Source organism: Streptomyces sp. NPDC049040, assembly GCF_043197715.1.
Lineage (GTDB): Bacteria > Actinomycetota > Actinomycetes > Streptomycetales > Streptomycetaceae > Actinacidiphila.
The window spans coordinates 140,433-164,955 of sequence record NZ_JBICTO010000012.1; the positions used below are offsets into that span (position 1 = coordinate 140,433).

The window sequence follows — 24,523 nt, forward strand, 5'->3', positions numbered from 1 at the left end:
AACTCCCGAGCTGCTGAGCTCACAGGTTCCTGAGCTCCCGAGCTCCTGGACTCCGAACGGCTCGGCTCCCCCACGGCTCCGTCCTGCGGCCCGCCGACGTGCCCGTTTCCCGTACCAGAAGACCCGGCGACCCGCCGGTGCACCGGCCCCGCGAACCCCGGGGCCGCGCCCACACGCCCCGCCGCGCTGCCGCGCGGCCCGCCACGAACCCCCAGGTGACCCCTATGCCGACGCGCACAGCCACTGCCCCCACCCACCCCGACAACCCCGCCGCACCCGCCGCATCCGCCAACCCCGCCGGCCAGCTCGACGTCGCAGGCGACCTCCTCGCCCTGCTGGCCGCCACCACCACGGAGCCGCGCCCCGACATCCAACTGGAGGCCCTGACCCTGGCGGTGGCCGCCGACCTGCCGGTGCTGCTGTGGGGCGAGCCGGGCATCGGCAAGACCGCGGCGCTGACCCAGCTCGCCGCGGCCCTCGACCTCCCGCTCACCACGGTGATCGCCAGCGTGCACGAGCCGTCCGACTTCTCCGGGCTCCCCGTGGTCGGCGACGACCCCGCCGAGCAGGGCGTCCCGATGGCCCCGCCGGACTGGGCGGTCCGGCTGGTGCGGGCGGGGCGCGGGCTGCTCTTCCTCGACGAGCTGTCCACCGCCCCACCCGCCGTGCAGGCCGCGCTGCTCAGGCTGGTCCTCGAACGGCGGATCGGAGCTCTGCAACTGCCGCCAGGGGTGCGGATCGTGGCCGCCGCGAACCCGCGGTCCTCGGCGGCGGACGGCTGGGAGCTGAGCCCGCCGCTGGCCAACCGCTTCGTCCACCTCCAGTGGACGCACGACCATGACGTCGTCGTCCGCGGCCTGGGCGGCACCTGGCCGCGGGCGACGCTGCCGCGGCTCGGCACCGAGCGGTTGCCGGAGGCCGTGGCCTTCGCCCGCCGCGCGGTGTGCGAATTCCTCACCGCGAGGCCGGGACTCGTCCACAAGCTGCCCGGCAGTGAGACGCGCAGGGGCGGTGCCTGGCCCTCGCCGAGGAGTTGGGAGATGACGCTGCGCCTTGTCGCCTTCGCCAGCGCGGCGGGTTCCTCGCGGGAGGTGCTGTCGCTGCTGGTCCGCGGCACCGTCGGGGACGGCCCGGGGCTCGAACTGCTCGCCGGGCTCGACCGGATGGACCTGCCCGACCCGGAGACGCTGCTCGCCGACCCGGCGGCCGCGGTGCTGCCGGAGCGGGGCGACCTGCGGCAGGCGGTGCTCGACGGCGTGGTGGCCGCGGTGCGCGCCCGCCCGGAGCGGGGGCGCTGGGACGCGGCATGGGCGCTGCTGGCAAGGGCGTTGGAGACCGGCGCGCCCGATCTGGTGGTCGTGCCCGCGACCACGCTGGCGGCGCTGCGCCGCGAGGACTGGGACGTACCGGCGTCCATCGAACGCCTCGCGGGCGCCGTCTCGATGTCCCGCCGCGCCGACCGCGCGGCGGCCAGGGTCGCCGGCGGCGCGGCGGCGGGCCGATGACGGGGCGGAAGCGGGCGGCCCCACCCGCGCCGACGCCCCGGGACGTGGCCAGGCCGCGCGTTCCTGCGGCGCACCAGGAGGCGGCGGTGCCGGGGGAGGGCGGAGCCGCCCTGCCCGCGCTGGACTTCGACAAGCTCTACACCGCCCGGCTGCACGCGGCGCGGGCCAGGCCGTACCTGGCCTCCGCGCTGTTCGCGCTGCACGCGGTGGAGTCGTCGCGGGTGCCGACGATGGCCGTCGACCAGCACTGGCGGTGCTACGTCTCGCCTGCCTTCGTGCGGCTGACGCCGGTCGAGGAGCTGGCGGGAGTCTGGGTGCACGAGGTGTCGCACCTGCTGCGCGACCACCACGGGCGCAGCGACCGCTACGCCCGCGCGCAGGGGCTTTCTGGGCCTGCCGAGCGGCTGCGGATGAACATCGCGGCGGACTGCGAGATCAACGACGACGCCTTCGGCGAGGGCCTGGCCAGGCCGGAAGGCGCCGTCACACCCTGGTCGTTGGGCCTGCGCCAAGGCGAGCTGATGGAGGACTACCTGAGGCAGTTCCGGCTCGGACGGCTCACCGAGGCGCTGGCGTGGCTGGACTGCGGCAGCGGCGTCGACGGCCGGGAGCGGGAGTGGGACCTCGGCCCGGGCGGCGGGCACGGCCTGACCCCGCAGGAGCGCGACGCGGTCCGCTTCCGGGTGGCGCGGGGCATCAACGGCCGCCCCGGTGACGCGCCCAGTACGTGGCAGCGGTGGGCGGAGGAGGTCTTCCATCCGCCGCAGCCCTGGCGCGACCTGCTGGGCGCGGCGATCCGCTCCGCGGCCTCGGGCGGCGGCGCGGGCGAGGACTACACCTACGGCAGGCCGTCCCGCCGTTCGGCGAGCGTGCCGGGCGCCGTCCTGCCGAGCCTGCGGCGCAGGCCGCCCCGGGTGTGCGTGGTCATCGACACCTCCGCGTCCGTCAGCGACGGCGAGTTGGGCAGCGCGCTGCTCGAGGTCGCGGCCATCTCCCGTGCCCTGGGCGGCCGTCGGGACCTGGTCAGCGTGCTGCCCTGCGACGCAGCGGCCGGGGACGTACACCAACTGTGCCGCGCGGAGGGCATCGCGCTGCTCGGCGGCGGCGGTACTGACCTGCGCGAGGGCTTCACCCGGGCGCTGCGCACCAGCCCGCGCCCCGATGTCGTCGTGGCCCTGACGGACGGCCACACCCCGTGGCCTTCCGCCCGCCCCGCGTGCCGCACCGTCGTCGGCATCTTCCGCGACGGCACCAGCCACCGCCCCTACAACGAGGACAACCCCCACTACCGCCCCGTCGCGCCCCCGGCGTGGGCCCGTGTCGTCACCATCGGACCCTGCTCCGGCTGAGCGCCCCGCGGGCCGTCGCGGGCGAATTCAGGCGGCCGGGAAAACCGGCTCCATAAGTTACCGGCGCGAATGCCGGAGGCTCGAAACATTTCGCTGCCGTCAGCTTTTTGCACCAGGTGTGACCTCGGCATTTACCTGGTTATTCATATTCTGTAGATTCAGTGGCGGCCGGCGCCCCGACGGCCGGCCGGCGAGTGAGGCAGGAATTTTTTCGTGAGCTTGGACGTGACGACCGACGTACACGCGGCCTGGCTGCCGCCCGAGGCGTTCCGTGCCCTCGGGTCGCGCCGGGTGCTGGTGCAGGGCGCGGGGCCGCTGGCCGGGACGGTGTACGAAGAGGTGGCGCGGGCCTGTGCCGCCTACGGCGGCCGGGCGGGGCGTGAACCGGGCGGCGAGGCGGGGCCCTACGACCTGGTGATCGCGGCGGTGGACGCCGAGCCCGCGCTGCCCGAGGCGGCCACGGTCCTGGCCGGCGGCGGCGCGGGGGCGCTCGGCGACGAGGGCTTCCTGCACGCCAGGCACGGCGGCGTCACGGTGGTGCTGGCCGGCGGTGACGCGGGGCTGCTGCACGGGCTGTTCCACGTGGTCAGGCTCGGCGAGGCGGCCTTCGACGGCGACGACGTCCCGGCGGCTGCGCACCGCCCGGCGATGCGCACCCGGATGCTCGACCACTGGGACAACCTCGATGTGCACCCGGTGATGGGCCATGTCGAGCGGGGGTACTCCGGCGGCTCGATCTTCTGGCGCGACGGCGGCCCGCGCGGCGACCTGCCGCGGGTGCGGGCGTACGCGCGGCTGCTCGCGGCCACCGGGATCAACGCGGTGTCGGTGAACAACGTCAACGTGCACGCGGCGGAGACCAGGCTGCTGACCGACCGGCTCGGCGACGTCGCCGACCTCGCGGCCGCCTTCCGCCCCTACGGCATACGGCTGCACCTGTCGGTCAACTTCGCCTCGCCCGTGGTCCTCGGCGGCCTGCCGACCGCCGACCCGCTGGACGGCGACGTCCGCGCCTGGTGGGCGAAGGCCGCCGCGCGCGTCCACGACACGATCCCGGACTTCGGCGGCTTCGTGGTCAAGGCCGACTCGGAGGGGCAGCCCGGCCCCTTCAGCTACGGGCGCAGCCACGCCGACGGGGCGAACATGCTCGCCGAGGCGCTCGCGCCCTTCGGCGGCGAGGTCCACTGGCGGGCCTTCGTCTACGACCACAAGCAGGACTGGCGCGACCGGTCGACGGACAGGGCCCGCGCCGCGTACGACCATTTCGCCCCGCTCGACGGCGAATTCCACCCGAACGTCGTCCTCCAGGTCAAGCACGGGCCGATGGACTTCCAGACCCGCGAACCGGTCTCCCCGGTGATCGCGGCGATGCCGGCCACCAGGCTGGCGGTGGAATTCCAGGTCACGCAGGAATACACCGGGCAGCAGCGGCACGTCTGCTATCTGGGCCCGATGTGGAGCGAGGTGCTGGGATTCCGGCCCTGGGGCGACGGCGGGGACGGGCGTACGGTCGCGGCGCTGGCCGCGGACCCGGCGGCGGGCGGCGGCCTGGTCGCGGTGTCCAACGTCGGCGACGACCCGTACTGGACCGGGCACCCGCTCGCGCAGGCCAACCTCTACGCCTTCGGCCGGCTCGCCTGGGACCCGCGGTCCGACCCGGCCGCGCTGCTCGACGAGTGGATCGACCTCACCTTCGTCCCGCTGCTGTCGCGCGACCCGGCGCCGCTGCGCAGCGTCCTGCACGCGATGATGGACGGCTCCTGGCGTACCTACGAGCGCTACACCGCCCCGCTCGGCGTCGGCTTCATGGTCCGCCCCGGCCACCACTACGGCCCCGACGTGGACGGCTACGAGTACACCCCGTGGGGCACCTACCACTACGCCGACCGGGACGGCGTGGGCGTGGACCGCACCCGTGCGACGGGCACCGGCTACACCGGGCAGTACCCGCAGCCCTGGTCGCAGGTCTACGAGTCGGTCGAGGAGTGCCCCGACGAGCTGCTGCTCTTCTTCCACCACGTGCCGTACGGGCATGTGCTGCACTCCGGCTCCACGGTGATCCAGCACATCTACGACACCCACTTCGCCGGCGCCCGGGAGGCGGCCTGGCTGCGGTCGCGGTGGAGCGAGCTGGCCGGGACCGGATACGTCGACGCGGCGCTGCACGCGCGGGTGCTGGAGCGGCTCGACGAGCAGGTGCGGTGCGCCGAGGAGTGGCGCGACCAGGTCAACGCCTACTTCCTGCGCAAGTCCGGGGTGCCGGACGCGCAGGGCAGAGACATCCCGTAAACGGCGGACACCGCCGGCCAGAGGGGGGCCGGCGGTGTCGCCTTCGGGGTGGGGACCGGGGGCCACCGCCGTGGCCCCCGGGGTTTTCTCAGCCGTCCTCGCGCAGCACCCGCACGCCGTGGGAGTCCATGCGGAAGGGACGGCCCGGTTCGATCCGCTCGCCGGTGAGCAGGTCGACACCCGCGGGGCCGCCCGGCACATCGAGCGGCTCCGCGGCGTGGTTGAGCAGGAACAGCAGCCTGGTGCCGTCGGGTGCGACCCGGGCGGCGGACTCCAGCTGCGGCAGCTCCGGGTGGCGTCCTGCCAGGCCGTGCGTGTCGAGCACCTGCCGGACGACCCAGCCGACGCCGGCCTGGTCGAGCCCGGCGGCGACGTACCAGCCGTGGCCGTCGCCGAAGGAGTTCCTGGTGACGGCGGGCGAGCCGGCGTAGAAGTCGGCCGTGTAGGTGCCGATCACCTCGGCGCCCCGCGGCACGACCAGTTCGAAGAGCAGCCGGGCCTCGGATTCGAGGGGGCCGGAGCCGCCGGAGCCGCCGGAACCCGACTCCAGGCGCACGGGGTTGACGAATTCGGGCCCGCGGGCGTCCCATTCGTCGATCCTGATGCCCATCAGCGGTGCGAGCGGCCCGGGGACGTCCGCCAGGAAGGCGTTGTCGTCCTCGTCGACCCGCCCGGACAGGAAGGTGGTCAGCACCGAGCCGCCGCGCCCGGCGACCTCTTCGAGGCGCGCGGCCAGGTCGCCCTTGACCATGTGCAGCGCGGGCGCGACGACCACGTCGTAGCCGGACAGGTCGGCGGTCACCGGCACGACGTCGACGTCGATGCCGGCCTCCCACAGCGCGCGGTAGTAGCCGAGCACCACCCGCTGGTAGCGGACCAGGCGGGACGGCCCGTCGGAGATCTCCAGCGCCCACCAGCTGTCCCAGTCGAAGAGCAGTGCCGTCCTCGCCGGGGTGCGGGCGCCCAGCGCGACGCTGCCGAGGCCTTCCAGCTCCTGTCCGAGAGCCGCCACTTCGCGGAAGACCCGGGTGTCGTCGCGGCCCGCGTGGTTGATGACCGCGCTGAAGAGCTTCTCGCTGGCGCCGCGTGACGCGCGCATCTGGAAGAAGAGCACGGCGTCCGCGCCGTGCGCGACGGCCTGCCAGCTCCACAGCCGCATCACGCCGGGCCGCTTGAGCGGGTTGACGTCCCGGCAGGCGGTCATGCTGGGCGCCTGCTCCATCAGCCAGAACGGCTGCCCGCCCTTGAGCCCGCGCATCAGGTCGTGGCTCAGGCCCATCCAGGCCGGCGACTCGTCCTCCGGCGGGTAGTTGTCCCAGGAGGCGAAGTCCAGGTGCGGCGCCCACCGGTGGTAGTCGATGGGGCGGTACATGCCCATGAAGTTGGTGGTGACCGGGGTGTCGGGGCTGTGGCGGCGGATCGCCGCCTTCTCGTCGCGGAAGTTGGCGAGCATGGCGTCCGACATGAAGCGCAGGTAGTCGAGGGTGATGCCCTGGAAGGCGGTGTGGTCGGGCCCGCGCCAGTGCTCGGTCAGCGCGGAGGGCGCCTCGATCTCCTCCCAGTCGTGGAAGGTGTGCGACCAGAAGGTGGTGTTCCAGGCGGTGTTGAGCGCGTCGAGCGTCAGGTACCTGCGGCGCAGCCAGGAGCGGAAGGCCGCGGTGCAGCGGTCGCAGTAGCAGGAGCCGCCGTACTCGTTGCCGATGTGCCAGGCGATGACGGCGGGATTGCCCGCGTAGCGCTCCGCGATGCGACCGGCCAGCTCCGTGGACAGCCGCCGGAAGACCGGCGAGCTGGGGCAGGAGTTGTGGCGCTGCCCGAAGCGGTGCTTGCGGCCCTCGAAGTCGGTGCGTGTCACCTCGGGGTGGGCGCGGGCGAGCCAGGCCGGGTGCGCTCCGGTGCCGGTGGCCAGGCAGATCCCGCGGCCCTGCGCGGCGGCCTCGGCGACGATCAGGTCCAGGGTGGTGAAGTCGTAGACGTCCTCGGCGGGCTGGGTCTTCGCCCAGGTGAACACGCCGAGGGTGACGGTGTCGATGCGCGCGGCGTCGAAGAGGCGGTAGTCCTCCTTCCACACCTCCGCCGGCCACTGCTCGGGGTTGTAGTCCCCGCCGAAGGGCGTCCTCGCGGTGACGGGCAGGGTCATGCGGTGAATTCCTCGCGGATCAGCGTGATCATCGGGCGGCAGTTCAGCAGCGTCGCGGCGGCGACCACCGAGGCCAGCAGGCAGGGCAGCACCCAGGCGCCGGCCGCGCCGACGGCGACGGCCGCGGCCAGCATGCACAGGTTGCCCAGCGTCGCCCGGGGCGAGCGGACCAGGAAGTAGGCGGCCAGCCGGGCGGTGTCGACGGTCTTGAAGGTGAAAAGCGAGGTGATCACCAAGGCGTTGGCCACCCACAGGGCCGACACCACGGCCATGGCGGCGAGCAGTGCCATCCACCAGCCGGGGACACCGGCCGCGTCGCGGTGGGTGAGCGTGGTCCCGACGACCGCCATCGCAGCCAGCCAGGGCGCCCAGACCTTCAGCACGCCGGGGACGGCGGCCCGGTAGCCGCGCAGGTAGGCGCGCGCCGGGTGCAGCTCGGTCAGGTCGCGGCTGCGGCGGTGCCAGGCGTAGAGGGCCGCGGACCAGGCGGGTCCCGCGGGCAGCGCGCAGAGCGCGGCCAGCGGCACGTTGCTCGCGTCCCGGTCGAGCAGTCCGAGCAGCACAAGACCGGGCGCGGCGCCGAGCACGAGCAGCACTTCGAGCACGAGCAGGCTGTAGACCAGGGCGGCGGCCCGCGCCAGCGGGCCCTCGCCGAACTCCTTGTGTGCCGCGGATGTGGTGCTCATCGGGCGCCTCCTGCGTCAGCGGGCGGGGTCGGTCCCGGGTCGAGGCCGAGCAGCCGGCCCTCGTCCCACCAGGAGGGTGTCTCGTCGGTGACCGGGGTCAGTTCCAGCAGCGTCACCTCGTGCCGGCCGAGCACCAGGTCGCAGTCGGCCCGGCCGCCGCTGACCGGCAGGGAGCGGTGGGTGCGGGCCGGCTCGGCGGCCTCCCGCAGCGCGTCGAGCCGGCGGCGGTCCGGCGAGGCGGGCCGGCCCATCTCGCACCAGGCCGCGTGCGCGTTGCCCGCGTCCTCCGACACCGACGAGCGCTGCGCGTAGACGGTGGAGCCCTCGGGGCCGCCGACCGGGACCGACAGCCTCACGGTGTGCCCGTCGGCCGGCTCGCCGCCGGTGACGTCGACCGGGGCCCAGGCCAGGACGGCGATCCGGCCGTCGGGGTGGCGGGTGACCAGGTGGTCGTCGCCGCGGGCGAGTACCGCGTCGCCCATCCGGGCCATGAACGCGTAGAGGTGGTAGGTGGGTTTCTTGATCTGCCGGTGGGTCAGCAGGCCGAATCCGCCGTGGAAGAGCGCGGTGGGGATGCCGACCTCCTCGAACATGTCGCTGAAGGTCCAGTAGGAGAAGGAGTCGACGAGGTCACCGCCCGCGGCCAGCACGGGCGCCAGGTAGGCGGCGTGCAGGGCGGTGTCGTGGATGGGGTTGTCGGGGCGGTAGGAGGAGTTGAACTCGGTGATGTGCACCGGCAGTCCGGCGAGGGCGGTGCCTTCCAGCTGCTGCCGGGGCGCCGCGAACTGGTCGAGCAGCGTGGACGCGGGGGCGAGCGTCTGGTGGGTCCCGAAGGGCACCTGCTGGGCGGGGCCGGAGGTGTACGCGTGCCGGCTGACGAAGTCGACGGGCGCCGAGCGGTCGGCGACGAAGTCCGCGAAGCGGACCAGCCACCCCGGTTCGTAGCCGGGGGCCAGCGAGGGCCCGCCGACCTGGAGTTCGGCGTCCACGTCCTTGACGGCCGCGGCGGTGACCTCGTAGAGCCGGTGGTAGGCGTCCTGGTCGGCGCCGGCCCAGAAGTCCTTCAGGTTCGGCTCGTTCCACACCTCGATGGGCCAGCCGCGCACCTCGTCCAGGCCGTAGCGGCCGACCAGGTGCCGGACGGTGGCACCCACCAGGTCGGCCCACTCCCGCCAGTCGCGCGGCGGGGTGACGTTGCCCTGCCACCAGAAGACGGTCTGGTCGCCTGAGGCCAGCCCCGAGGGCATGAAGCCCAGCTCCACGAACGGCTTGACGCCGAGGTCGAGGTAGGCGTCGACCACCTGGTCGACGTAGGTGAAGGAGTGCCGCACCCGGCGTACGCCCTGGTGCTCGTAGGGCCGGTGGACGCCTGCCTGGTCGCTCAGCAGGCCGTGGCCCCTGATGTGCCGGAAGCCGATGTCCTGCTGGACGAGCGCCAGCGAGTCCTGGTAGTCGCGGCGCAGCGCGAGATCGAACCGGCCGGTCCCGACGCAGAAGCGCCACGCGTCCGAGAGCCGTCCTGCGGGCTGGTTCGGGACAACGATTCGCACAGTGGAGGTCCTTTACGTCTGGTGCCGTACGCCTGGTGCCGGCCGGTCGTCGATCGGGGCTGCGGTCAGCTCTTGCTGCTCTTGCCCTGGTTGTCCTTGAAGCGCTGGTAGGCCTTGTTGACCAGGTCGATGTACTGGTCCATGTTCTTGCCCTTGAGCTCGCTCAGGTACTTGTCCCACTCGCCGAGGTCGCGGTCGCCGAGGATGAACTTCAGCGTCTGCTGCGTGACGTAGTCCTTCAGCGGCGCGTCCCACAGCGCCGACTGCTCCTGCTCGTCGGCGTTGAAGGGGTAGGGCGGCGGCACCGCGAGGGTCTTCCGCGCGGTCATCACCTTCTGGAAGTCCTTCTCCTCGGCGGAGAAGGTCGACTCCAGCAGCTGGGTGCTGCCGCCGTAGGCGAAGTTGCCGTTGGAGAAGCCGAAGTCGGCGTTCAGCTTCTTCGTCGCGGTCGGGTTGAGGCCGACGTAGTCGACGTCGTTGGTGAGGTGGAAGTTGCCCGCGGAATCACGGGTGTAGGTGACGCCCTCGACACCCCACTTGGCGAAGATCTGGCCGTCGTCGGAGTAGAACAGCCAGTCGATGAACTGCATCATGGCCACGAAGTCCGCGCTGTCCCGCGCCTTCTTCATGATCATGAGGCCGTTCTCGGTGCGCAGGCCCTGCTTCACGTCGCCCGCCGGGCCGGTCGGCACCGGGATCTTGACGACCTTGGCGTTCGGGACCGCCTTCGCCAGGCCCGGCCGGTAGGTGTTGACGAGCTCCTGGGCGTTGGTGCTGATCACGAAGGACTTGCCGGAGGTGAACTTCGCGTTCGCCTGGTCGTCGGTCTGGGTGAAGCTCTCCGGGTCGAGCAGGCCCTCCTTCACCAGGGAGTGCGCGAACTCCAGCATCTGCTTGTACTGCGGCATCGCGCCGGTGCAGATGAACTTGCCCGCGCTCGGGTCGAAGGAGGCGTTCGCGTAACCCCAGCCGCCGCCGTTGCCCGCACTGAAGGCCTGGCCGAGGATCTGCAGGAAGGGTCCGCCCGGCGTGGGGACGCTCCAGCGGTCCGACATCGGGTACGACTTGGGGTAGGCGGCCTTCATCGCCTTCAGCACGTTGTGCAGGTCGTCCCAGGTCTTGGGGATCTGAAGGCCCAGCTGGTCGAGGATGTCGGTGCGGATCGCGAGCGAGTAGTCCAGCCACACGTCCTGGTGCAGGCCCGGGAGGACGTAGAACTTGCCGTCGTCCTGCCGCAGGGCGTCGACGTCGCCCTGGAGGTTCCACTTGGCGACCTTGTCCTTGAAGTTCGGCATCAGGTCGACGTAGTCGCTGACCGGCAGGACCACGCCGGAGGCCACGAACGGCGCCTCCTGGCCGGGGTAGGTCTTGGGGATCAGCAGCGGGGCGCTGCCCGAGCCGATGATGACGCTGCGCTTCTTCTCGTAGTCGCTGAGCGGTACGACGGTCGGCTTGAGCGTCACGTTGGTCCGCTTGGCCAGCTCGGACCAGAACAGCCAGCTGCCCTTCTCGGGGTACCCGGGGTTGTCGTTGAGCAGCGTGGTGAAGGCGATCGGCTTGGTCGCCTTGAACTGGGTGCCGACACCGAACTTGTCCATGGCGTCGGCCCTGTTCTTCGACAGGTCCGTGCCCTTGTCGTCCGAGCCGCTGTCGCTGCTGCAACCGGCCAGCCCGAGGCCGGCGGCGCCGAGCGCGGCCGCGCCGACGGCGAGCATGGAACGCCGGGAGATGTTGTTCATGGGGGACTCCATTCCCGCCGATGCGGGATGTCGAGGTGGGTGGGAGGGGCGCCACGTGACCGGGCGGCGGGGCCGCGGATGTGTGCCGCGGGGCGTCAGCCCTTGACCGCGCCGAGCGTGACCCCTGAGACGAAGTACCTCTGGACGAAGGGGTAGACGGCCAGGATCGGTATCGTGGTGAGGATGATCGTCACCGACTGGATGTTGGCTCCGGCGGCGGCCGCGTCGGTGTCGGTGAAGCCCACCGAGGTCGAGGTCGTGGCGCCGGCGATCAGGTTGCGCAGGTAGACCGTGACGGGGAACAGGTCGGAGCGGTCCATGTAGAGGAAGGCGGTGAACCACGAGTTCCAGAAGGACACCGCGTAGAAGAGCACCATCGTGGCGAGCACGGCCTTCGACAGCGGGAGCACGACGCGCCACAGGGTGCTGTACGTGTTCAGGCCGTCGATGGCGGCGGCCTCCTCCAGTTCGGCCGGCAGCCCCTCGAAGAACGCCTTCATCACCAGCAGGTTGAACACGCTGACGGCGTTGGGCAGCGCGATGGCCCACACGCTGTTCTTCAGGCCGAGGGTGGTGACCAGGACGTAGTTCGGGATCAGGCCGCCGGTGAAGAACATGGTGAAGACGGCGATGCCCACCAGCAGCCCGCGGCCGCGCAGGTCCTTCTTGGACAGCACGTAGGCGTAGCAGGTGGTCAGGAACATCGCCACGATCGTCGCGACGACCGTGTAGACCACCGTGTTCTTGTAGTCCGTCCAGAACATCGAGTTGGACAGCACGGCCTTGTAGGTCGTGACGTTGAAGCCGCGCGGTATCAGGTTGACCTGGCCGGAGCGGATGTAGCCCTCGCTGCTGAAGGAGCGGGCGACGATGTTGACGATCGGGTAGAGCGTCACCACGACGACGCCGGTCAGGATGAGGGCGTTGGCCACCTGGAAGGCCCGGTAGCCGCGGCTGGTACGGATGCCCGACGGCTGCGGCGCCTTGGGCTCTCGGGTACGGGTTCTGTCCAGGATCACCACAGGCTCGTCCCCACTGTCCGGCGCGAGATCCGGTTGGCCGTCACGATGAGCACCAGCCCGATCGCGGACTCGAAGAGCCCGATCGCCGCCGCGTAGCTGAAGTTGTTGGAGACCACGCCCATCCGGTACAGGTACGTGGACAGCACATCGGCGGTCGGGTAGGTCAGCGGGTTGTAGAGCAGCAGGATCTTCTCGAACCCGACCGCCATGAAGGTGCCGATGTTGAGGACCAGCAGCGTCACCATCGTCGGCCGGATGCCGGGCAGCGTGACGTGCCAGGTCTGCTTCCACCGGTTGGCGCCGTCGATCCGCGCCGCCTCGTAGAGGTTGTCGTCGATGGACGTGAGCGCGGCCAGGTAGAGGATCGTCCCCCAGCCCACGGTCTGCCACAGCTCCGAGGAGACGTAGATCGACCGGAACCAGCCGGGCTGCTGGATGAAGAGGATCGGCGAGTGCCCCAGGTGGTGCAGCGCCTGGTTGACCGGTCCGTCGGCGGCCAGGAACTCCATCACGATGCCGGCCACGATCACCGTCGACAGGAAGTGCGGCAGGTAGGACACCGACTGCACGAGCCGCTTGAACCTCCGGCTGCGCACCTCGTTCAGCAGCAGCGCCAGGACGATCGGCATCGGGAAGCAGAAGATCAGCGTCAGCAGGCCCATCACCAGGGTGTTGGTGAAGACGTCCCAGAACGTCGGGTCGTGCCAGAACAGCTTGAAGTAGCGCAGCCCGACCCATTCGTCGCCGAACATGCTGCCGCCGGGGTGGAACCGCCGGAAGGCGATCACATTGCCGATCATCGGCAGATAGCGGAAGACCGCGAAGAACAGCAGCGGGAGCACCGCCAGCGAGTACAGCTGCCAGTCCCGGCGCAGCGACTGCCGCCAGGTACGCCGGGCGCGGGGGTGGGTGCGGGTCCGGGCGGACCTCCGCCCTCCCGCGCCGCGCGCATCGGGCGGTGTCCCCACCGTCCTGATCGTGCTCATCGTCGGGCCTCCGTGCGGTGGATGGGGCGACGCGCGCCCACGGTCACTTGCACTGGTGCGGCCCGGTGAGGGCCTTCCAGAAGGCGGCATGAAGGGAGGGCGGAGTCGAAACTTTCGATACTCGGGCTTAATGTGTCGGTGAGCCTAAGGACGTGGCAGAAGGGGTGTCAATAGGCAGGACAGCAGGATTCCCGCCTGGTCGGAACCGCCCATCTGGCGTATATTCACCGCCTGGACCCCCTTTCGGGCCAGCCAGTTTCCTCGCAAAAGCCGAAAGTTTCGAATTCCCAGCAGACCCAGCAGCGTAGGGCTCCCCCTTTGACCAGTTCCGTTTCAGCAGGCGGGCCGCGCGCCGCGACGATCGCCACCATCGCCACCGAGGTCGGCGTGTCGGTGGCGACCGTCTCCAAGGTCCTCAACGGGCGCGCCGACGTCGCGCCGGAAACCAGGGCCCGGGTCGAGGCCAGCCTCGAACGGCACCGCTACCGGCGCAGGACCCGGCGCCCCTCGGAGTCCGCCAGCCAGATCCACCTGGTGTTCCACGAGTTCGACTCCGCGTGGGCGATGGAGATCATCCGCGGGGTGGAGGAGGCGGCCGCCGCCACCGGGGTGGAGCTGGTGCTCACCCAGATGGGCGGCAACCACCGCCCCTCCGACACCTGGCTCGATCTGATCGTCGGCAGGCAGCCGCTCGGCGTACTGCTGGTGCAGTGCGGCCTGACACCGGCCCAGCAGGAGAAACTCCGCAGGCAGCGCATCCCGTTCGTCGCCGTGGACACCGACAGCGTGACGCCCGCCTCGGTCCCCACCGTCGGCTCCAACAACTGGAACGGCGGCCTGATCGCCGCCCGCCACCTGCTGGAACTCGGCCACCGCAGGATCGCGGTCATCTCGGGTCCCGAGGACTCACTGTGCAGCCGCGCCCGCGTGGCCGGTTTCAGCTCGGCCCACGACGAGGCGGGCCTGCCCATGGACCCGACGCTCGTACGGCACGGCAACTTCTACCTCAACGCCGGATACGAGCACGGCATGGAGCTGCTCCGGCTCCCCGACCCGCCGACCGCCATCTTCGCCGGGTCCGACGCACAGGCCATGGGGGTGCTGCGGGCAGCGCGGCGGCTGGGGCTCGACCTGCCCGGCGACCTGTCCGTGGTCGGCTACGACAACCTGCCGGTGGCCGAGTGGATGGAACCCCCGCTCACCACCGTCCACCAGCCGCTGCACGACATGGCGGGTGCCGCGACCCGCATGCTGCTCGACCTGGCGACCGGGGCTGAGGTGCCGACCAGCAGGATCGACCTCGGCACCGAGCTGGTCGTCCGGGAGAGCACGGCTCCGCCAAGACCCGGCCGCTGAAGGGCGCCCCGGCGTGCCCCGGCAGGCGCGTCGCGCCCGGCCAACCGGCCGCAACGGCACGCCCTGAAGGCACCGCACGCACCGCGGAGCGCACCACGCGACGCACGCACCCCACCCGACGCAGGGAACCCATGGAGGATTCGTGGCCCTTTTCGACCTTCCGCTCGGCGAACTGGAGCGGTACGCACCCGAGGTGCCGGAACCCGAGGACTTCGACGCGTTCTGGGACGGCACGCTGAAGCAGGCGGACACCGCGGCCGTCCTGATCGACGTCGCCCCGGTCGACACCGGCCTGAGCCTGGTCGACACCTGGGACGTGACCTTCGCGGGCTTCGACGGCCAGCCGGTCCGCGGCTGGTTCACCCGGCCCAGGGGCGCCGGCGCCGACCTGCCCGCGGTCGTCGAATACCTCGGCTACGGGCGCGGGCGCGGCCTGCCGCACGAGCGGCTGACCTGGGCGGCGGCCGGCCACGCGCACCTGCTCATGGACAGCCGGGGGCAGGGCGACCAGTACGGCAACGGCGGCGACACCCCCGACCTCGGTGGCGGCGCACCCGGCGGCCCCGGCGTCGCGGCCCGCGGCCTCCGCTCACCGCACGACTACTACTACCGGCGGCTGATCACCGACGCCGTCCGCGCCGTCACCGCGGTCCGCGCGCTGCCCGGCGTCGACCCCGCCCGGGTGGCGGCGCTGGGCAACAGCCAGGGCGGCGGCCTCGCACTCGCCGTCGCGGGCCTCGTCCCCGACCTGGCCGCGCTGATGATCTCGGCGCCCTTCCTCTGCCACATCCAGCGCGCCATCGACATCACCGACGCGGACCCGTACGGCGAGATCGTCCGCTACCTCGCCGTCCACCGCGAAGCGGAGGACCAGGTCCGCAGGACCCTCTCCTACGTCGACGGCGTCGCCTTCGCCCGCCGCGCCACCGCCCCCGTGCACGTCGGCGTCGGCCTGCGCGACACCGTCTGCCCGCCCAGCACGGTCTTCGCCGCCTACAACCACTACGGTGCCGCCCGCCCCGGCACGGCGGACCGCACCATCCACGTCTACCCGTTCAACCACCACGAGGGCGGCGAGGCACTGCACACCCGGCGCCAACTCCACTGGCTCGGCGCCCGGGTGGGGAGTCGGTAGCCGGCCGGGCAGAGGCCGCGGTCTCGCTGCTGCTCGGATTCGGCGGACGACGGGTGGCGCGCTCTTCGCAGGCCGAACGCATGCAGGCGACCCGAGCCGGTGGCATCGGTCGCTTGGGGCCCGGCAGATCAGGGATCGAGCAGGGGCGCGGGTTGGCGGCCGAATATCGGGCTGACGTCACTCGTGCTGACGAGTGACGTCAGCCCGATATTCGACCTCGCGATGGTCAGCCGACGGAGCCGGTGGGCCGGTTTCGTGCCGTGGCTGAGGTTGTGCCAGTCGAGGGCTTGTGCCGCACCGAGGTCCGGCCGCTGTCCGCCCGCCGGACGGGACATTGCGGACAGGCCCCGGGCCTATGAGGCGGTGAAGCACTCCCGCAGATGGCGGGCCGCCTGGCGGGTGGCCGTCGTGGCGGCGTCCACCGTGCCGCCCATGGCGAAGAAGCCGTGCGCCATCCCGGGGTAGCGGGTGAGCTCCACCGGCACCCCGGCCTCGGCGAGCCGGCGGGCGTACGCCTCGCCCTGGTCCCGCAGCGGATCGTGTTCCGCGGTGATGACCAGGGCCGGCGGCAGCCCGCTCAGGTCGGCTGCCCGCAGCGGCGAGGCCAGCGGGTCCGCGGCGTCCGCGCCGGGGGGCAGGTAGTGGCGCGCGTACCAGGCCACCGAGTGGCGGTTGAAGAGCCACGGGTCGGTGTTGTCCCGCATCGAACCGTCCTCGGCCAGCTGGTCGGTGTTGGGGTACACCAGGAGCTGGCCGACCGGCACGACATCGCCCGCCGCGCGGGCGAGCAGCGTCACCGCGGCGGCCAGATTGCCGCCCGCACTGTCCCCGCCGACCGCCAACCTGGCCGGGTCGGCGCCGAGTTCGGCCGCGTTTGCGGCGACCCAGCGCAGCGCGGCGTGGCAGTCGTGCACCGCCGCGGGGAAGGGGTGTTCGGGCGCGAGCCGGTAGCCCACGGTGACGACCAGGCAGCCCGCCTCCTCGGCCAGCGTCCTGCACAGCACATCGGCGGTGTCGATGCTGCCGAGGGTCCACCCGCCGCCGAAGTAGTAGAGGAGCGCGGGCAGCGGCCGCTCGCCGCTGGGCCGGTAGACCCTGGCCGACAGCTCGCCTCCCGGACCGTCCAGGCGCCGCTCCGTCACCTCGTACAGCGGGCGCGGACTGCCGCCCGCCGCCCGGATCGCGGCCAGGTCGGCGGCCCGCGCGTCCGCCAACGACAGTGTGTACAGCGGTGGTTCCGCCCTGCGGGCGCGCAGCTCGCGCTGCGCCAGGATCTGCGGGTGGAGCGCCATGCGGTGTCCTCCGGGATGCGGTGGGGGGTCGGTTTCAGGACGGTGCGGGGCCGGGCCAGGTCCAGCGCAGGGCCGTCACCCGGTAGCCCGCGCGGCCTGACAGCGACACGGCCGCCCGATAGCCGGCCGGCGCGGCCACGTCGGCGGTGCGGTAGTCGCGTGACCAGGCGTCCTGCGGCCCGAGTTCGGGCGGGGGGCAGCCCGGCGGGCCGGGAATCGGCGCGGAGCCGTCCCCCGGCGGACGGGCCGACAGCGGGCAGTCCCGCGGGCAGCCCGCGGCGGGACATCCCGGCCGGGGGCGGCCCGGCGGGGTCACCGGGATGCGCAGGCCCTGGGTCAGCCGGCCGCCGTGCGCCTTGACCAGCGCCTCCTTGCGCGCCCAGAGAGTCGCGAACTGGCCCGCCCGGTCGGCGACTTCCGGCATCGCGCGGACCAGGCCCGCCTCAGCCCGCGGGAAGTAGCGCTCGGCCATCGCGACCGCATCCAGCCGGGGCAGCACCCGCTGCACGTCCACACCCACCCGGCGCGACCCGGTGACCGCGACCATCGCGACGTCCCCCGAGTGCGAGAGGTTGACCTTCGCGCCGGCCCACCGGCCGTCCAACTCCGGCTTGCCGTGCGGCCCGTGCCTCCAGCGGATCTCCCCCGCCGGGACCCCCAGCCGCCGCGCGACGATGTGCCGGACGGCGCCGTGGGCGACGACGAACCGGCGCCTGGCGTCCTGCGAGCGGCAGGACTCGGCACGCCGCCGCTCATCGGGGTCGAGTACGGCGAAGAGTCCGGCGAGCACCCGTTCCGAGTGCTGGTCGGAAACCAGCCACACCTCCACCTCGTCCTGCGCACCGGTCACCGCGGCGCCCCCGCCCCCGCCGCGGGCTCCGGCTCCGAGTGGTCCCTGATCAGTTCTGCGAGCCGCCGCACGCCCTCCTCGATCCGGGCGGGCTCCAGCGCGCTGCACGACAGCCGGATCGACCTGCGGCCGCCGCCGCCCGGTCGGCCCGCCGATCCGGCGCCGTAGAAGAAGCTCATCGGGGTCCACAGCACCCCGTAGTCGCGGCCCGAGGTCTCCAACAGGGCCTCGTCCGCGACCAGCGGGACGTCGAGCACCGCGAAGAAGCCGCCCGCGGGCGCGTTCCAGCGCACCCGCGGCTCCGCGCCGAAATGCCGCTCCAGCGCGTCGAGCAGCGCGCGCAGATTGCCGCGGTAGAAGGCCGTCTTCTCCTTGCCCGCGGCGCGCAGGCTGCATCCGGCCTCGACCAGGAAGCCGCCGATGACCGCCTGCGCCACCGGCGAGGTGTTCACCGTCAGCAGGCTCTTGACCGAGGACAGCTCCTCCGCGAGCAGCGTGCGCCGGCCGTCCGAGGCGACCACCTGCTGGTCCGCCACCAGGAAGCCCACCCGCGCGCCGGGGAAGCAGGACTTGGCGAATGAGCCCAGGTAGATCACCCGCCCGCCGCCGTCCAGCGACTTCAGCGCGGGCCGCGGCTCGTCGTCCAGGCCGAACAGGCCGTAGGGGTCGTCCTCCAGGATCAGCAGGTCGGCCTCCTCCGCCACCTCCAGCAGCCGCCGCCGCAAGGGCAGCGGCATCGACGCACCTGACGGGTTGGCGAAGCTGGGCACCAGGTAGAGCGCGCGCGGCCGGCGACCGGTCGCGCGGACCGCGGCCACCACATCCGTCACCGTCTCCGGGTCGAGGCCGCCGGCCGACTCGGGCACCGGCACCACCTCGATGCCCAGCAGCCGGGCGGCGCCGGTGAGCCCCACGTAGCACGGCTCGACGGCCAGCACCACGTCCTCGGGCCGCGCGCACAGCCCGCGCAGCGCGATGACCATGGCCTCCTGGCACCCGCTGGTGACCATGACCGCCTGCTCCGGCACCTCGATGCCCTCGTCCACCACGAGCATCCGCGCGATCAGCGCACCCAGGTGGCCGTTGGTCTTTCCGTACTGGAGCAGCTGGCGCTCCCGCTGCTCCCGGGTGAGGCCCAGCCCCTCCAAGTGGGCCAGGTAGCTGCGCAGATACCTGTCCAGCTCGTCCGTGCTGTGGAAGCCGTCGTACGGCCGGCCGGCCGCGAGGGAGATCGCGTCGGGAAAGCGGGCGGCGACCTCGTTGAGGAAGTTCATCGACGCCGACTCCGGGTCCGACACCGACGCGTGCAGGTCTTGACGTGCGATTTCCGGCATTCTCAGCGCTCCGTCCTGTGGACGACCGCCGACCGGTCGACCGACGCGAGGTCAGGACGGCCGGTCAGGGCCATGGTGTGGGCGAGTTCCTCGGTCGCCAGCCCCAGCACGCCCGCGACTCCGGCGGCGCCGTCCGCCGCGAGCCCCCACAGGACGGGGCGGCCCAGCAGGACCGCGCGGGCGCCCAGGGCAAGGGCCGCGAAGGCGTCGGTGCCGCCGCGCACCCCGCCGTCCAGCAGGACCGGGCAGGCACCGCCGACCGCGTCCACCACCTCGGCGAGCGCGTCCAGGCTCGGCGTCGCGCCGTCGAGCTGCCGGCCGCCGTGATTGGAGACCACGATCGCGTCGGCGCCGTGCCGCACCGCGAGGACCGCGTCCTGGGCGGTGAGTATGCCCTTGAGCACCAGCGGCAGTTCGCTGCGCGCCCGCAGCCAGGCCAGGTCGGACCAGGTCACCGACGGGTCGACGGCCTCCACCGCGTGCGCCGCCAGGGCCGAGCGCCCGGCGCCCCCGAGATGGGCGGCCGCCGTCACCGACGGGTCGAGGTTGACCGCGCCGATACCCGGGCCGAGCGCGAAGCCGTTGCGCGCGTCCCGGTGGCGGCGGCCCAGCCGGGGGGCGTCCACGGTCAGGACGACCGCCCGGCAGCCGGCGGCCGCGGCCCGGCCGACGAGTCCGGCCAGCGCCTCGCGCCGGCGCAGCCAATAGACCTGTATCCACAGCGGGCCCGCCGCCGCGGCGGCGATGTCCTCGAGGGTGCGGCTGGCGTAGATGCTGACCACGTAGAGCGCCCCGGCCGCACCGGCACCGCGGGCGGTGGCGACCTCGCCCTCCGGGTGCACCAGCCGGTGGTACGCGGTGGGCGCGACCCCGAGCGGCGTCTCCAGCCGCGCCCCGAGCAGTTCGGTCCCGGTGCGGCAGTCCGAGACGTCGACCAGCACCCTGGGCCGCAACGTCACCCGCCCGAAGGCCCGCCGGTTCGCCCCCACGGTCCGCTCGGTCTCGGCACCACCCTCGATGAAGTCCCACGTCGGACCGTCAAGCCGCGCCCGCGCGGCCCGCGCGTAGTCCCCGAGCGTGGCGGGCCCCGAGTCCTGCAGGGGCCCGGGCGGGGCCATATCCGCAGCCGCCGCCGGGGCTGACGCGGGAGCTGGCTCCCGGGCCGGGGCTGACGCCGATGCCAGGGCCGGTTCTGGCCCCACAGCCGGGACCGTTTCGGGCGCGAGCCCGAGCCCCGGAGCCAAGGCCGGACCCGACCCCGCTGCCGCAGCCGACGCGCACGCGAGAGCAGGACCGGACGCGGACGCGGGCGCCGAAGCCGACGCGGACGCCGACAGGGACGCCGGTCCGGACGCAGATGCGGTAGCCGGACCCGCCGCGGGCACGGGCACGGGCACGGACGCGGACGCGGACGCGGGAGCCGGACCCGACGCGGGCTCGGACGCGGGAGCCGGACCCGGCACAGTCTCGGGCGCGAGCCTGGAATCCGGAGTCGACGCGGGCGCGGGCGGCGACGCAGGAACCGGTGTGGGCGACGGGGCCGCCTTGGATGTGGCTCGCGGCCGCGGCCCCGGCATCGGCGCCGCGCGGAGGGCCGGGGGGACGGGCGTCGGTGGCGGGTGCGGGTTCATCGGGGCCGCCCGGTGGCCGCGGTGTCGAAGACGGCCAGCGACAGGTCGCCGTGCACCGGGTCCCGGTCGGCCAGGATCAGGCGCCTCGCCCCCGGCGGCGGATCGGCCGGCTCGCCGGCCAGCTCCCACCACACCCCGGTGAGCGGCCGCCCGATGTCCACCACCCGTACCGAGCCGCCGCCCGCGGCCAGAGCCGGGGCCCGGTCCGCGAGCCCGGCCGCGAGCACCGCGGTCACCGGACCGGCCCCCGCGGCGAGTTCGGCGGCGAGCGCCGCCTCGAAGGCCCGGGCCCCCGGTTCCGGCTCCGGCTCCGCGTCGAGGGCGGCGGGGTGCGCGGCGGGCACCCGCAGCGGTGCGGCGGCCGCCACGGGGGACGGCCGGGCGTGGGTGGCGACCAGGCAGGGCACCATCGGGCGTTCACCCGCGGCGGGTTCGCCGAGGAGGAGCGCCACCCCGTAGGCCGCGTCCGGGAGGGTCACCGGGACACCGGGGTCGTAGGGGAGCGCCTGCTGTTCGACGATCAGCAGCAGGGCGCGGCGCAGCCCGGCGCCGGCCGCGTACGCGCGGATCAGCCGCAGCGCGGTGAAGGCGGCGGCGCTGCCCTGGTCGGTGACGGCGAAGGCCATCGGCCCCCCGGGGCAGACGTGGCTGAGCCGGGTCGTGGTGGCGCGGCCCGGGGCGATGTCGGGGACGGAGTAGGCGAGCACGAGCAGGTCGACCGACTCGCCCGGCGGGACGGTGCGGCGGATCAGCTCCTCGGCCATCTCGCCGTACGACTGGCCGCCGCGTGCGGGCGGGCCGTCGTCGAGCCGGAGCCCGTGCGGGCCGAGCAGGTCGGTGAGGTAGACGCGGAGCCGCTCGCCGTGGACCGGGTCGGCGGCGAGCTCGGCGGGGCCGGGGAAGGCCAGCCGGGCCGCACGCCGGATTCCCCAGTCGGCGGGGACCGTGTCGGCGCCGTACGGCACGAGGGTGCGCATCGTCAGGCCTCCGTGAGCAGGTTTCCCGCGACGTAGTCGGCGAGCGAGCCGACCGTGCCGAAGTCGTCGCGGTCCAGCTCCTCGACGCTGATCTCCAGTTCGAGCCGCTCCTCGAGTTCCAGGACGAGTTCGAGGCCCGTGGTCGAGCTGAGCCCGAGCGCGTCCATCAGCGCGGTGTCGGCGGTCACGCCGGTGACCTCGCGTTTGAGCACCTGCGGCAGCAGGTCGCGGATGCTGTCGACCAGGCGGTCGCGCAGGGCCGGGTCGTCGGCGCTCGGGGCGGTGTCCAGCTCCGTCATCGGTGGTCCCTTCGGTGGTGGTGGCGGTGGCCCGGCGTGGTCGGGACCGTTCAGTGCGCGAAGACCAGGGCAGAGAAGGTGGCGCCGCGGCCGGCGCCCGCGGCCGCCATCACGTACGGCTCGCCCTGTCGCAGCAGGCCGCGGGCCCTGGCGGTGCGGTAGTTGATGAAGCCGTCCGCGCAGAAGACGTGGCCGGTTCCGGCCACGTTGTCGAGCACGACCCGCTCGCGCGGGTAGTCCAGGGTGCGGCACACCTGGTGCCAGGCCACGCGGTTGACGTTGTGCGGCAGGATCGTGCCGACTTCCTTCATCGCGAGGCCGGCCCGGTCGGCGGCGGCCGTGATCGCCGCGGCGAGCGTCTCGGCGTACACCCGCTGGAATTCCAGGGCGAGTTCCGGGTCGTCGGAGTCGAATTCGCCCCGCAGGTCAGTGGCGTAGGAGAGCAGCCGGTCCCGCTCGCCGGACGCCGCGACCAGGCAGGCGGCGGCGCCCTCCCCGAAGAAGGAGGTCTCGGGGACCAGTTGAGCTTCGCCGGTGAAGGCCTTCTCGCCGGTGAGCACCAGTGCGAGCCCTTCGCGATCGCCGTCGGCGGCGAGCAGCCGGCCCGCCGCGTCGACGGCCAGCAGCCCGGAGGCGCAGGCGTGGTGGCCGACGGCGAAGACCGCCGCGTGCCCGAGCCCGAATTCCCCGCACACCTCGCGTACCGGGTCGTACGGATAGGGCACGGCGGTGGGGAAGGTCCTGGCGTGCACGACGTATCTGACCAGGTGCTCCCGGCCGCGCAGGCCGTCGAGTCCGGCGAGCGCGCCGCGCAGCAGGTCGGCGGGGCCGCCGTCCGGGTCGACCGCGACCTCGCCGAGCCGGTGGTAGCGCCGGAAGATCTTGACCTGCATCCCGCTGAGCCCGAGCCGCGCGCCCAGCTCCTCGATCGCCACCCGCCCGCTCGGCAGGTAGGCGGACACCGCCACCAGCGCGGTCACCGGGCCGCCTCGGCGGACGCGGCCGCCCCTTCCGGCCGGCCGCCCGCCGCCGCCGGGGCGAGCGCCAGCTCCACCGCCGCCTCCTCCATCGCGTAGGCCAGGGCCTCGGTGTCGGCCGGGGAGATGTAGTGCGTGTCGATGCGGATCTCGAACGTGGGGCCCTGCGGGCTGTCGTCCACGTGGATGAAGAAGCGCTCCGTCTGGACGTCCTCCTGGGCGAACCAGCCGAAGGTGGTGGCCTCGCGCGCGGCCGCCAGCTCCGCCGCGGTGGGGGGCGGGACCTCGCCCTGGGGGGCGACCGGGGCCCTGCGGTCGTTGAAGTAGCTGGCGATGGTGACGTCCTCGCCGCGCTCCTCGGAGATCCGGTCGACCAGTTCGTCCAGCAGGCCCGGGTGGAAGTAGGCGTGCTTGTACACCGACATGCCGGCGCGCCTGGACTGCTCGACCACCTCGTCGGCGGTGGCGCCCTCGACATCGAGGACGCAGACGCCCGCCTGGGCGAGCATGCACACCACGTCGGCGAGCCCCGGCCTGAAGCGGTTGCTGACGACGGGCCTGACCACCACGGGGCCGACTCCGGTGGCCCGGTGCATCCCGAGGGCGAAGAGGGCCACCAGGACGGCGGAGAAGTCCGCGCCCGTGCGCGCGGCGATCGTCGGCAGGGCGGCGTTCAGCGCCGGCGAGTGGAATCGCGCGCCCCAGTGCCGCGGGGTGCGCGGGTCCTTCGAACCGGGCAGCAGGCGGGCGGGTACGGCCCGCAGGATGCCCTCCCAGTGCCGCAGCACCCGGTCGTTGTGCCGCTGCCCCGCCGGGGACTGCTGCCATCTGGCCTGGGCGAGCGGCTGCATGCCGGAGACCGGCGCGGTCTCCCGCGCCCCGACCTCGCGGAGCATGACCGCCCCGCCCATGGCGTCGGTGACCAGGTGGTGCATGACGGTGACCAGGTGGGTGGGCCTGCCGTGCTGCCGTACCGCGCCCATCCGGACCGGCCACTGGCCGGCGAAGTCGAACTCCTTGTCCCGGTAGTGCTGTTCGACCGCGGCGGCGACCTCGTCGGGGTCGGCGTCCGGGTCCGCGTCGTAGACGTCGAGCTCGATCCGGCCGGTGGCGAAGAGCCGTTGGGTCGGGCGGCCTTCCGCGTCGAAGCGCAGCCTGGTGCGCATCGACTGGAAGCGGCTCATCAGGTAGCGCAGTTCCTCGGCGAGGTCCTCGACGGTCGTTCCCGCCGCCAGCGGCGCCCGGCCGCCGATCGGCAGGGCGCTGCGCTGGCGGCACATCGCGTACCAGATCTCCCACATGCCCCAGGACATCTCGTCCTCGCCCTCGCCGTCCCCGGCGAAGTCGACGGCCACCCGCTCGGTGACGTCGGGCGCGGCGGACCGCTCGTCGGTCGTGTCGCCCAT

The 24,523-nt window shown here is 73.2% G+C and carries 19 protein-coding genes; 5 read left to right on the forward strand and 14 right to left on the reverse strand.

Annotation, left to right across the window (positions count from 1 at the left end):
* Positions 1-224: 224 nt before the first annotated feature.
* The 3 genes from ACGFMP_RS26730 (at position 225) to ACGFMP_RS26740 (ending at position 5,143) form a co-directional block, all read left to right on the forward strand.
* On the forward strand, positions 225-1,505 hold the full coding sequence (locus tag ACGFMP_RS26730; protein ID WP_393675538.1) for an AAA family ATPase: 1,281 nt from the start codon (positions 225-227) through the stop codon (positions 1,503-1,505).
* A complete protein-coding gene (locus ACGFMP_RS26735) occupies positions 1,502-2,854 on the forward strand; it encodes a VWA-like domain-containing protein (protein ID WP_393675539.1) in 1,353 nt (450 codons plus the stop codon). Before ACGFMP_RS26730 ends, ACGFMP_RS26735 begins: the two co-directional genes overlap by 4 nt.
* A 213-nt stretch (positions 2,855-3,067) precedes the next feature.
* On the forward strand, positions 3,068-5,143 hold the full coding sequence (locus ACGFMP_RS26740; RefSeq protein ID WP_393675540.1) for an alpha-glucuronidase: 2,076 nt from the start codon (positions 3,068-3,070) through the stop codon (positions 5,141-5,143).
* Positions 5,144-5,231: 88 nt separating this feature from the next.
* On the opposite strand, the gene ACGFMP_RS26745 is transcribed toward ACGFMP_RS26740, so the two are convergent.
* The 6 genes from ACGFMP_RS26745 to ACGFMP_RS26770 all read right to left on the reverse strand — a co-directional run bounded on the left by ACGFMP_RS26745 (position 5,232) and on the right by ACGFMP_RS26770 (position 13,266).
* Positions 5,232-7,283: a beta-galactosidase gene (locus tag ACGFMP_RS26745; RefSeq protein ID WP_393675541.1), complete on the reverse strand. Its 2,052-nt coding sequence runs from the start codon at positions 7,281-7,283 to the stop codon at positions 5,232-5,234.
* The gene (locus tag ACGFMP_RS26750) at positions 7,280-7,969 is read right to left on the reverse strand and encodes a hypothetical protein (protein WP_393675542.1); all 690 of its coding nucleotides are present in this window, start codon (positions 7,967-7,969) and stop codon (positions 7,280-7,282) included. The genes ACGFMP_RS26745 and ACGFMP_RS26750 overlap by 4 nt, the downstream gene beginning before the upstream one ends.
* Complete coding sequence (locus ACGFMP_RS26755) at positions 7,966-9,519, reverse strand: xylan 1,4-beta-xylosidase (RefSeq protein WP_393675543.1); 1,554 nt, start codon at positions 9,517-9,519, stop codon at positions 7,966-7,968. Before ACGFMP_RS26755 ends, ACGFMP_RS26750 begins: the two co-directional genes overlap by 4 nt.
* 65 nt (positions 9,520-9,584) lie before the next feature.
* Entirely contained in the window at positions 9,585-11,258 is a 1,674-nt protein-coding gene (locus ACGFMP_RS26760; protein ID WP_393675544.1) for an extracellular solute-binding protein, read from the reverse strand.
* Positions 11,259-11,353: 95 nt separating this feature from the next.
* On the reverse strand, positions 11,354-12,274 hold the full coding sequence (locus ACGFMP_RS26765) for a carbohydrate ABC transporter permease (RefSeq protein WP_393675602.1): 921 nt from the start codon (positions 12,272-12,274) through the stop codon (positions 11,354-11,356).
* Positions 12,274-13,266 carry an ABC transporter permease gene (locus ACGFMP_RS26770; protein ID WP_393675545.1) on the reverse strand — a complete coding sequence of 331 codons (993 nt, stop codon included), beginning with the start codon at positions 13,264-13,266 and terminating at the stop codon, positions 12,274-12,276. Before ACGFMP_RS26770 ends, ACGFMP_RS26765 begins: the two co-directional genes overlap by 1 nt.
* Before the next feature lie 318 nt (positions 13,267-13,584).
* On the opposite strand from ACGFMP_RS26770, the gene ACGFMP_RS26775 reads away from it, so the two are divergent.
* Both ACGFMP_RS26775 and ACGFMP_RS26780 read left to right on the forward strand, forming a co-directional pair.
* A complete protein-coding gene (locus ACGFMP_RS26775) occupies positions 13,585-14,622 on the forward strand; it encodes a LacI family DNA-binding transcriptional regulator (RefSeq protein WP_393675546.1) in 1,038 nt (345 codons plus the stop codon).
* Between the two features lie 142 nt (positions 14,623-14,764).
* The gene (locus ACGFMP_RS26780; RefSeq protein WP_393675547.1) at positions 14,765-15,757 is read left to right on the forward strand and encodes an acetylxylan esterase; all 993 of its coding nucleotides are present in this window, start codon (positions 14,765-14,767) and stop codon (positions 15,755-15,757) included.
* A gap of 353 nt (positions 15,758-16,110) precedes the next feature.
* On the opposite strand, the gene ACGFMP_RS26785 is transcribed toward ACGFMP_RS26780, so the two are convergent.
* The 8 genes from ACGFMP_RS26785 to ACGFMP_RS26820 form a co-directional block, all read right to left on the reverse strand.
* Positions 16,111-17,049, reverse strand: a complete 939-nt coding sequence (locus ACGFMP_RS26785; RefSeq protein WP_393675548.1) for an alpha/beta hydrolase — start codon at positions 17,047-17,049, stop codon at positions 16,111-16,113.
* Positions 17,050-17,083: 34 nt separating this feature from the next.
* Positions 17,084-17,899, reverse strand: a complete 816-nt coding sequence (locus ACGFMP_RS26790; protein ID WP_393675549.1) for a 4'-phosphopantetheinyl transferase family protein — start codon at positions 17,897-17,899, stop codon at positions 17,084-17,086.
* Positions 17,896-19,233: a PLP-dependent aminotransferase family protein gene (locus tag ACGFMP_RS26795; RefSeq protein WP_393675550.1), complete on the reverse strand. Its 1,338-nt coding sequence runs from the start codon at positions 19,231-19,233 to the stop codon at positions 17,896-17,898. The genes ACGFMP_RS26790 and ACGFMP_RS26795 overlap by 4 nt, the downstream gene beginning before the upstream one ends.
* A gap of 2 nt (positions 19,234-19,235) precedes the next feature.
* Positions 19,236-20,351, reverse strand: a complete 1,116-nt coding sequence (locus ACGFMP_RS26800) for an alpha-hydroxy acid oxidase (protein WP_393675551.1) — start codon at positions 20,349-20,351, stop codon at positions 19,236-19,238.
* Between the two features lie 509 nt (positions 20,352-20,860).
* Positions 20,861-21,841 carry a hypothetical protein gene (locus tag ACGFMP_RS26805; RefSeq protein ID WP_393675552.1) on the reverse strand — a complete coding sequence of 327 codons (981 nt, stop codon included), beginning with the start codon at positions 21,839-21,841 and terminating at the stop codon, positions 20,861-20,863.
* Positions 21,842-21,843: 2 nt separating this feature from the next.
* Entirely contained in the window at positions 21,844-22,140 is a 297-nt protein-coding gene (locus tag ACGFMP_RS26810; RefSeq protein ID WP_393675553.1) for a phosphopantetheine-binding protein, read from the reverse strand.
* A gap of 50 nt (positions 22,141-22,190) precedes the next feature.
* A complete protein-coding gene (locus tag ACGFMP_RS26815; RefSeq protein ID WP_393675554.1) occupies positions 22,191-23,120 on the reverse strand; it encodes a 3-oxoacyl-[acyl-carrier-protein] synthase III C-terminal domain-containing protein in 930 nt (309 codons plus the stop codon).
* A complete protein-coding gene (locus ACGFMP_RS26820) occupies positions 23,117-24,523 on the reverse strand; it encodes a condensation domain-containing protein (protein WP_393675555.1) in 1,407 nt (468 codons plus the stop codon). The genes ACGFMP_RS26815 and ACGFMP_RS26820 overlap by 4 nt, the downstream gene beginning before the upstream one ends.

What these genes read in the sequence shown, in the direction of transcription:
- ACGFMP_RS26730 (WP_393675538.1), top strand. Translation starts at nt 225, where the DNA reads ATGCCGACGCGCACAGCCACTGCCCCCACCCACCCCGACAACCCCGCC.
- ACGFMP_RS26735 (WP_393675539.1), top strand. Translation starts at nt 1,502, where the DNA reads ATGACGGGGCGGAAGCGGGCGGCCCCACCCGCGCCGACGCCCCGGGAC.
- ACGFMP_RS26745 (WP_393675541.1), bottom strand. Translation starts at nt 7,283, where the DNA reads ATGACCCTGCCCGTCACCGCGAGGACGCCCTTCGGCGGGGACTACAAC.
- ACGFMP_RS26750 (WP_393675542.1), bottom strand. Translation starts at nt 7,969, where the DNA reads ATGAGCACCACATCCGCGGCACACAAGGAGTTCGGCGAGGGCCCGCTG.
- ACGFMP_RS26760 (WP_393675544.1), bottom strand. Translation starts at nt 11,258, where the DNA reads ATGAACAACATCTCCCGGCGTTCCATGCTCGCCGTCGGCGCGGCCGCG.
- ACGFMP_RS26770 (WP_393675545.1), bottom strand. Translation starts at nt 13,266, where the DNA reads ATGAGCACGATCAGGACGGTGGGGACACCGCCCGATGCGCGCGGCGCG.
- ACGFMP_RS26785 (WP_393675548.1), bottom strand. Translation starts at nt 17,049, where the DNA reads ATGGCGCTCCACCCGCAGATCCTGGCGCAGCGCGAGCTGCGCGCCCGC.
- ACGFMP_RS26795 (WP_393675550.1), bottom strand. Translation starts at nt 19,233, where the DNA reads ATGCCGGAAATCGCACGTCAAGACCTGCACGCGTCGGTGTCGGACCCG.
- ACGFMP_RS26800 (WP_393675551.1), bottom strand. Translation starts at nt 20,351, where the DNA reads ATGGCCCCGCCCGGGCCCCTGCAGGACTCGGGGCCCGCCACGCTCGGG.
- ACGFMP_RS26805 (WP_393675552.1), bottom strand. Translation starts at nt 21,841, where the DNA reads ATGCGCACCCTCGTGCCGTACGGCGCCGACACGGTCCCCGCCGACTGG.
- ACGFMP_RS26810 (WP_393675553.1), bottom strand. Translation starts at nt 22,140, where the DNA reads ATGACGGAGCTGGACACCGCCCCGAGCGCCGACGACCCGGCCCTGCGC.
- ACGFMP_RS26820 (WP_393675555.1), bottom strand. Translation starts at nt 24,523, where the DNA reads ATGGGCGACACGACCGACGAGCGGTCCGCCGCGCCCGACGTCACCGAG.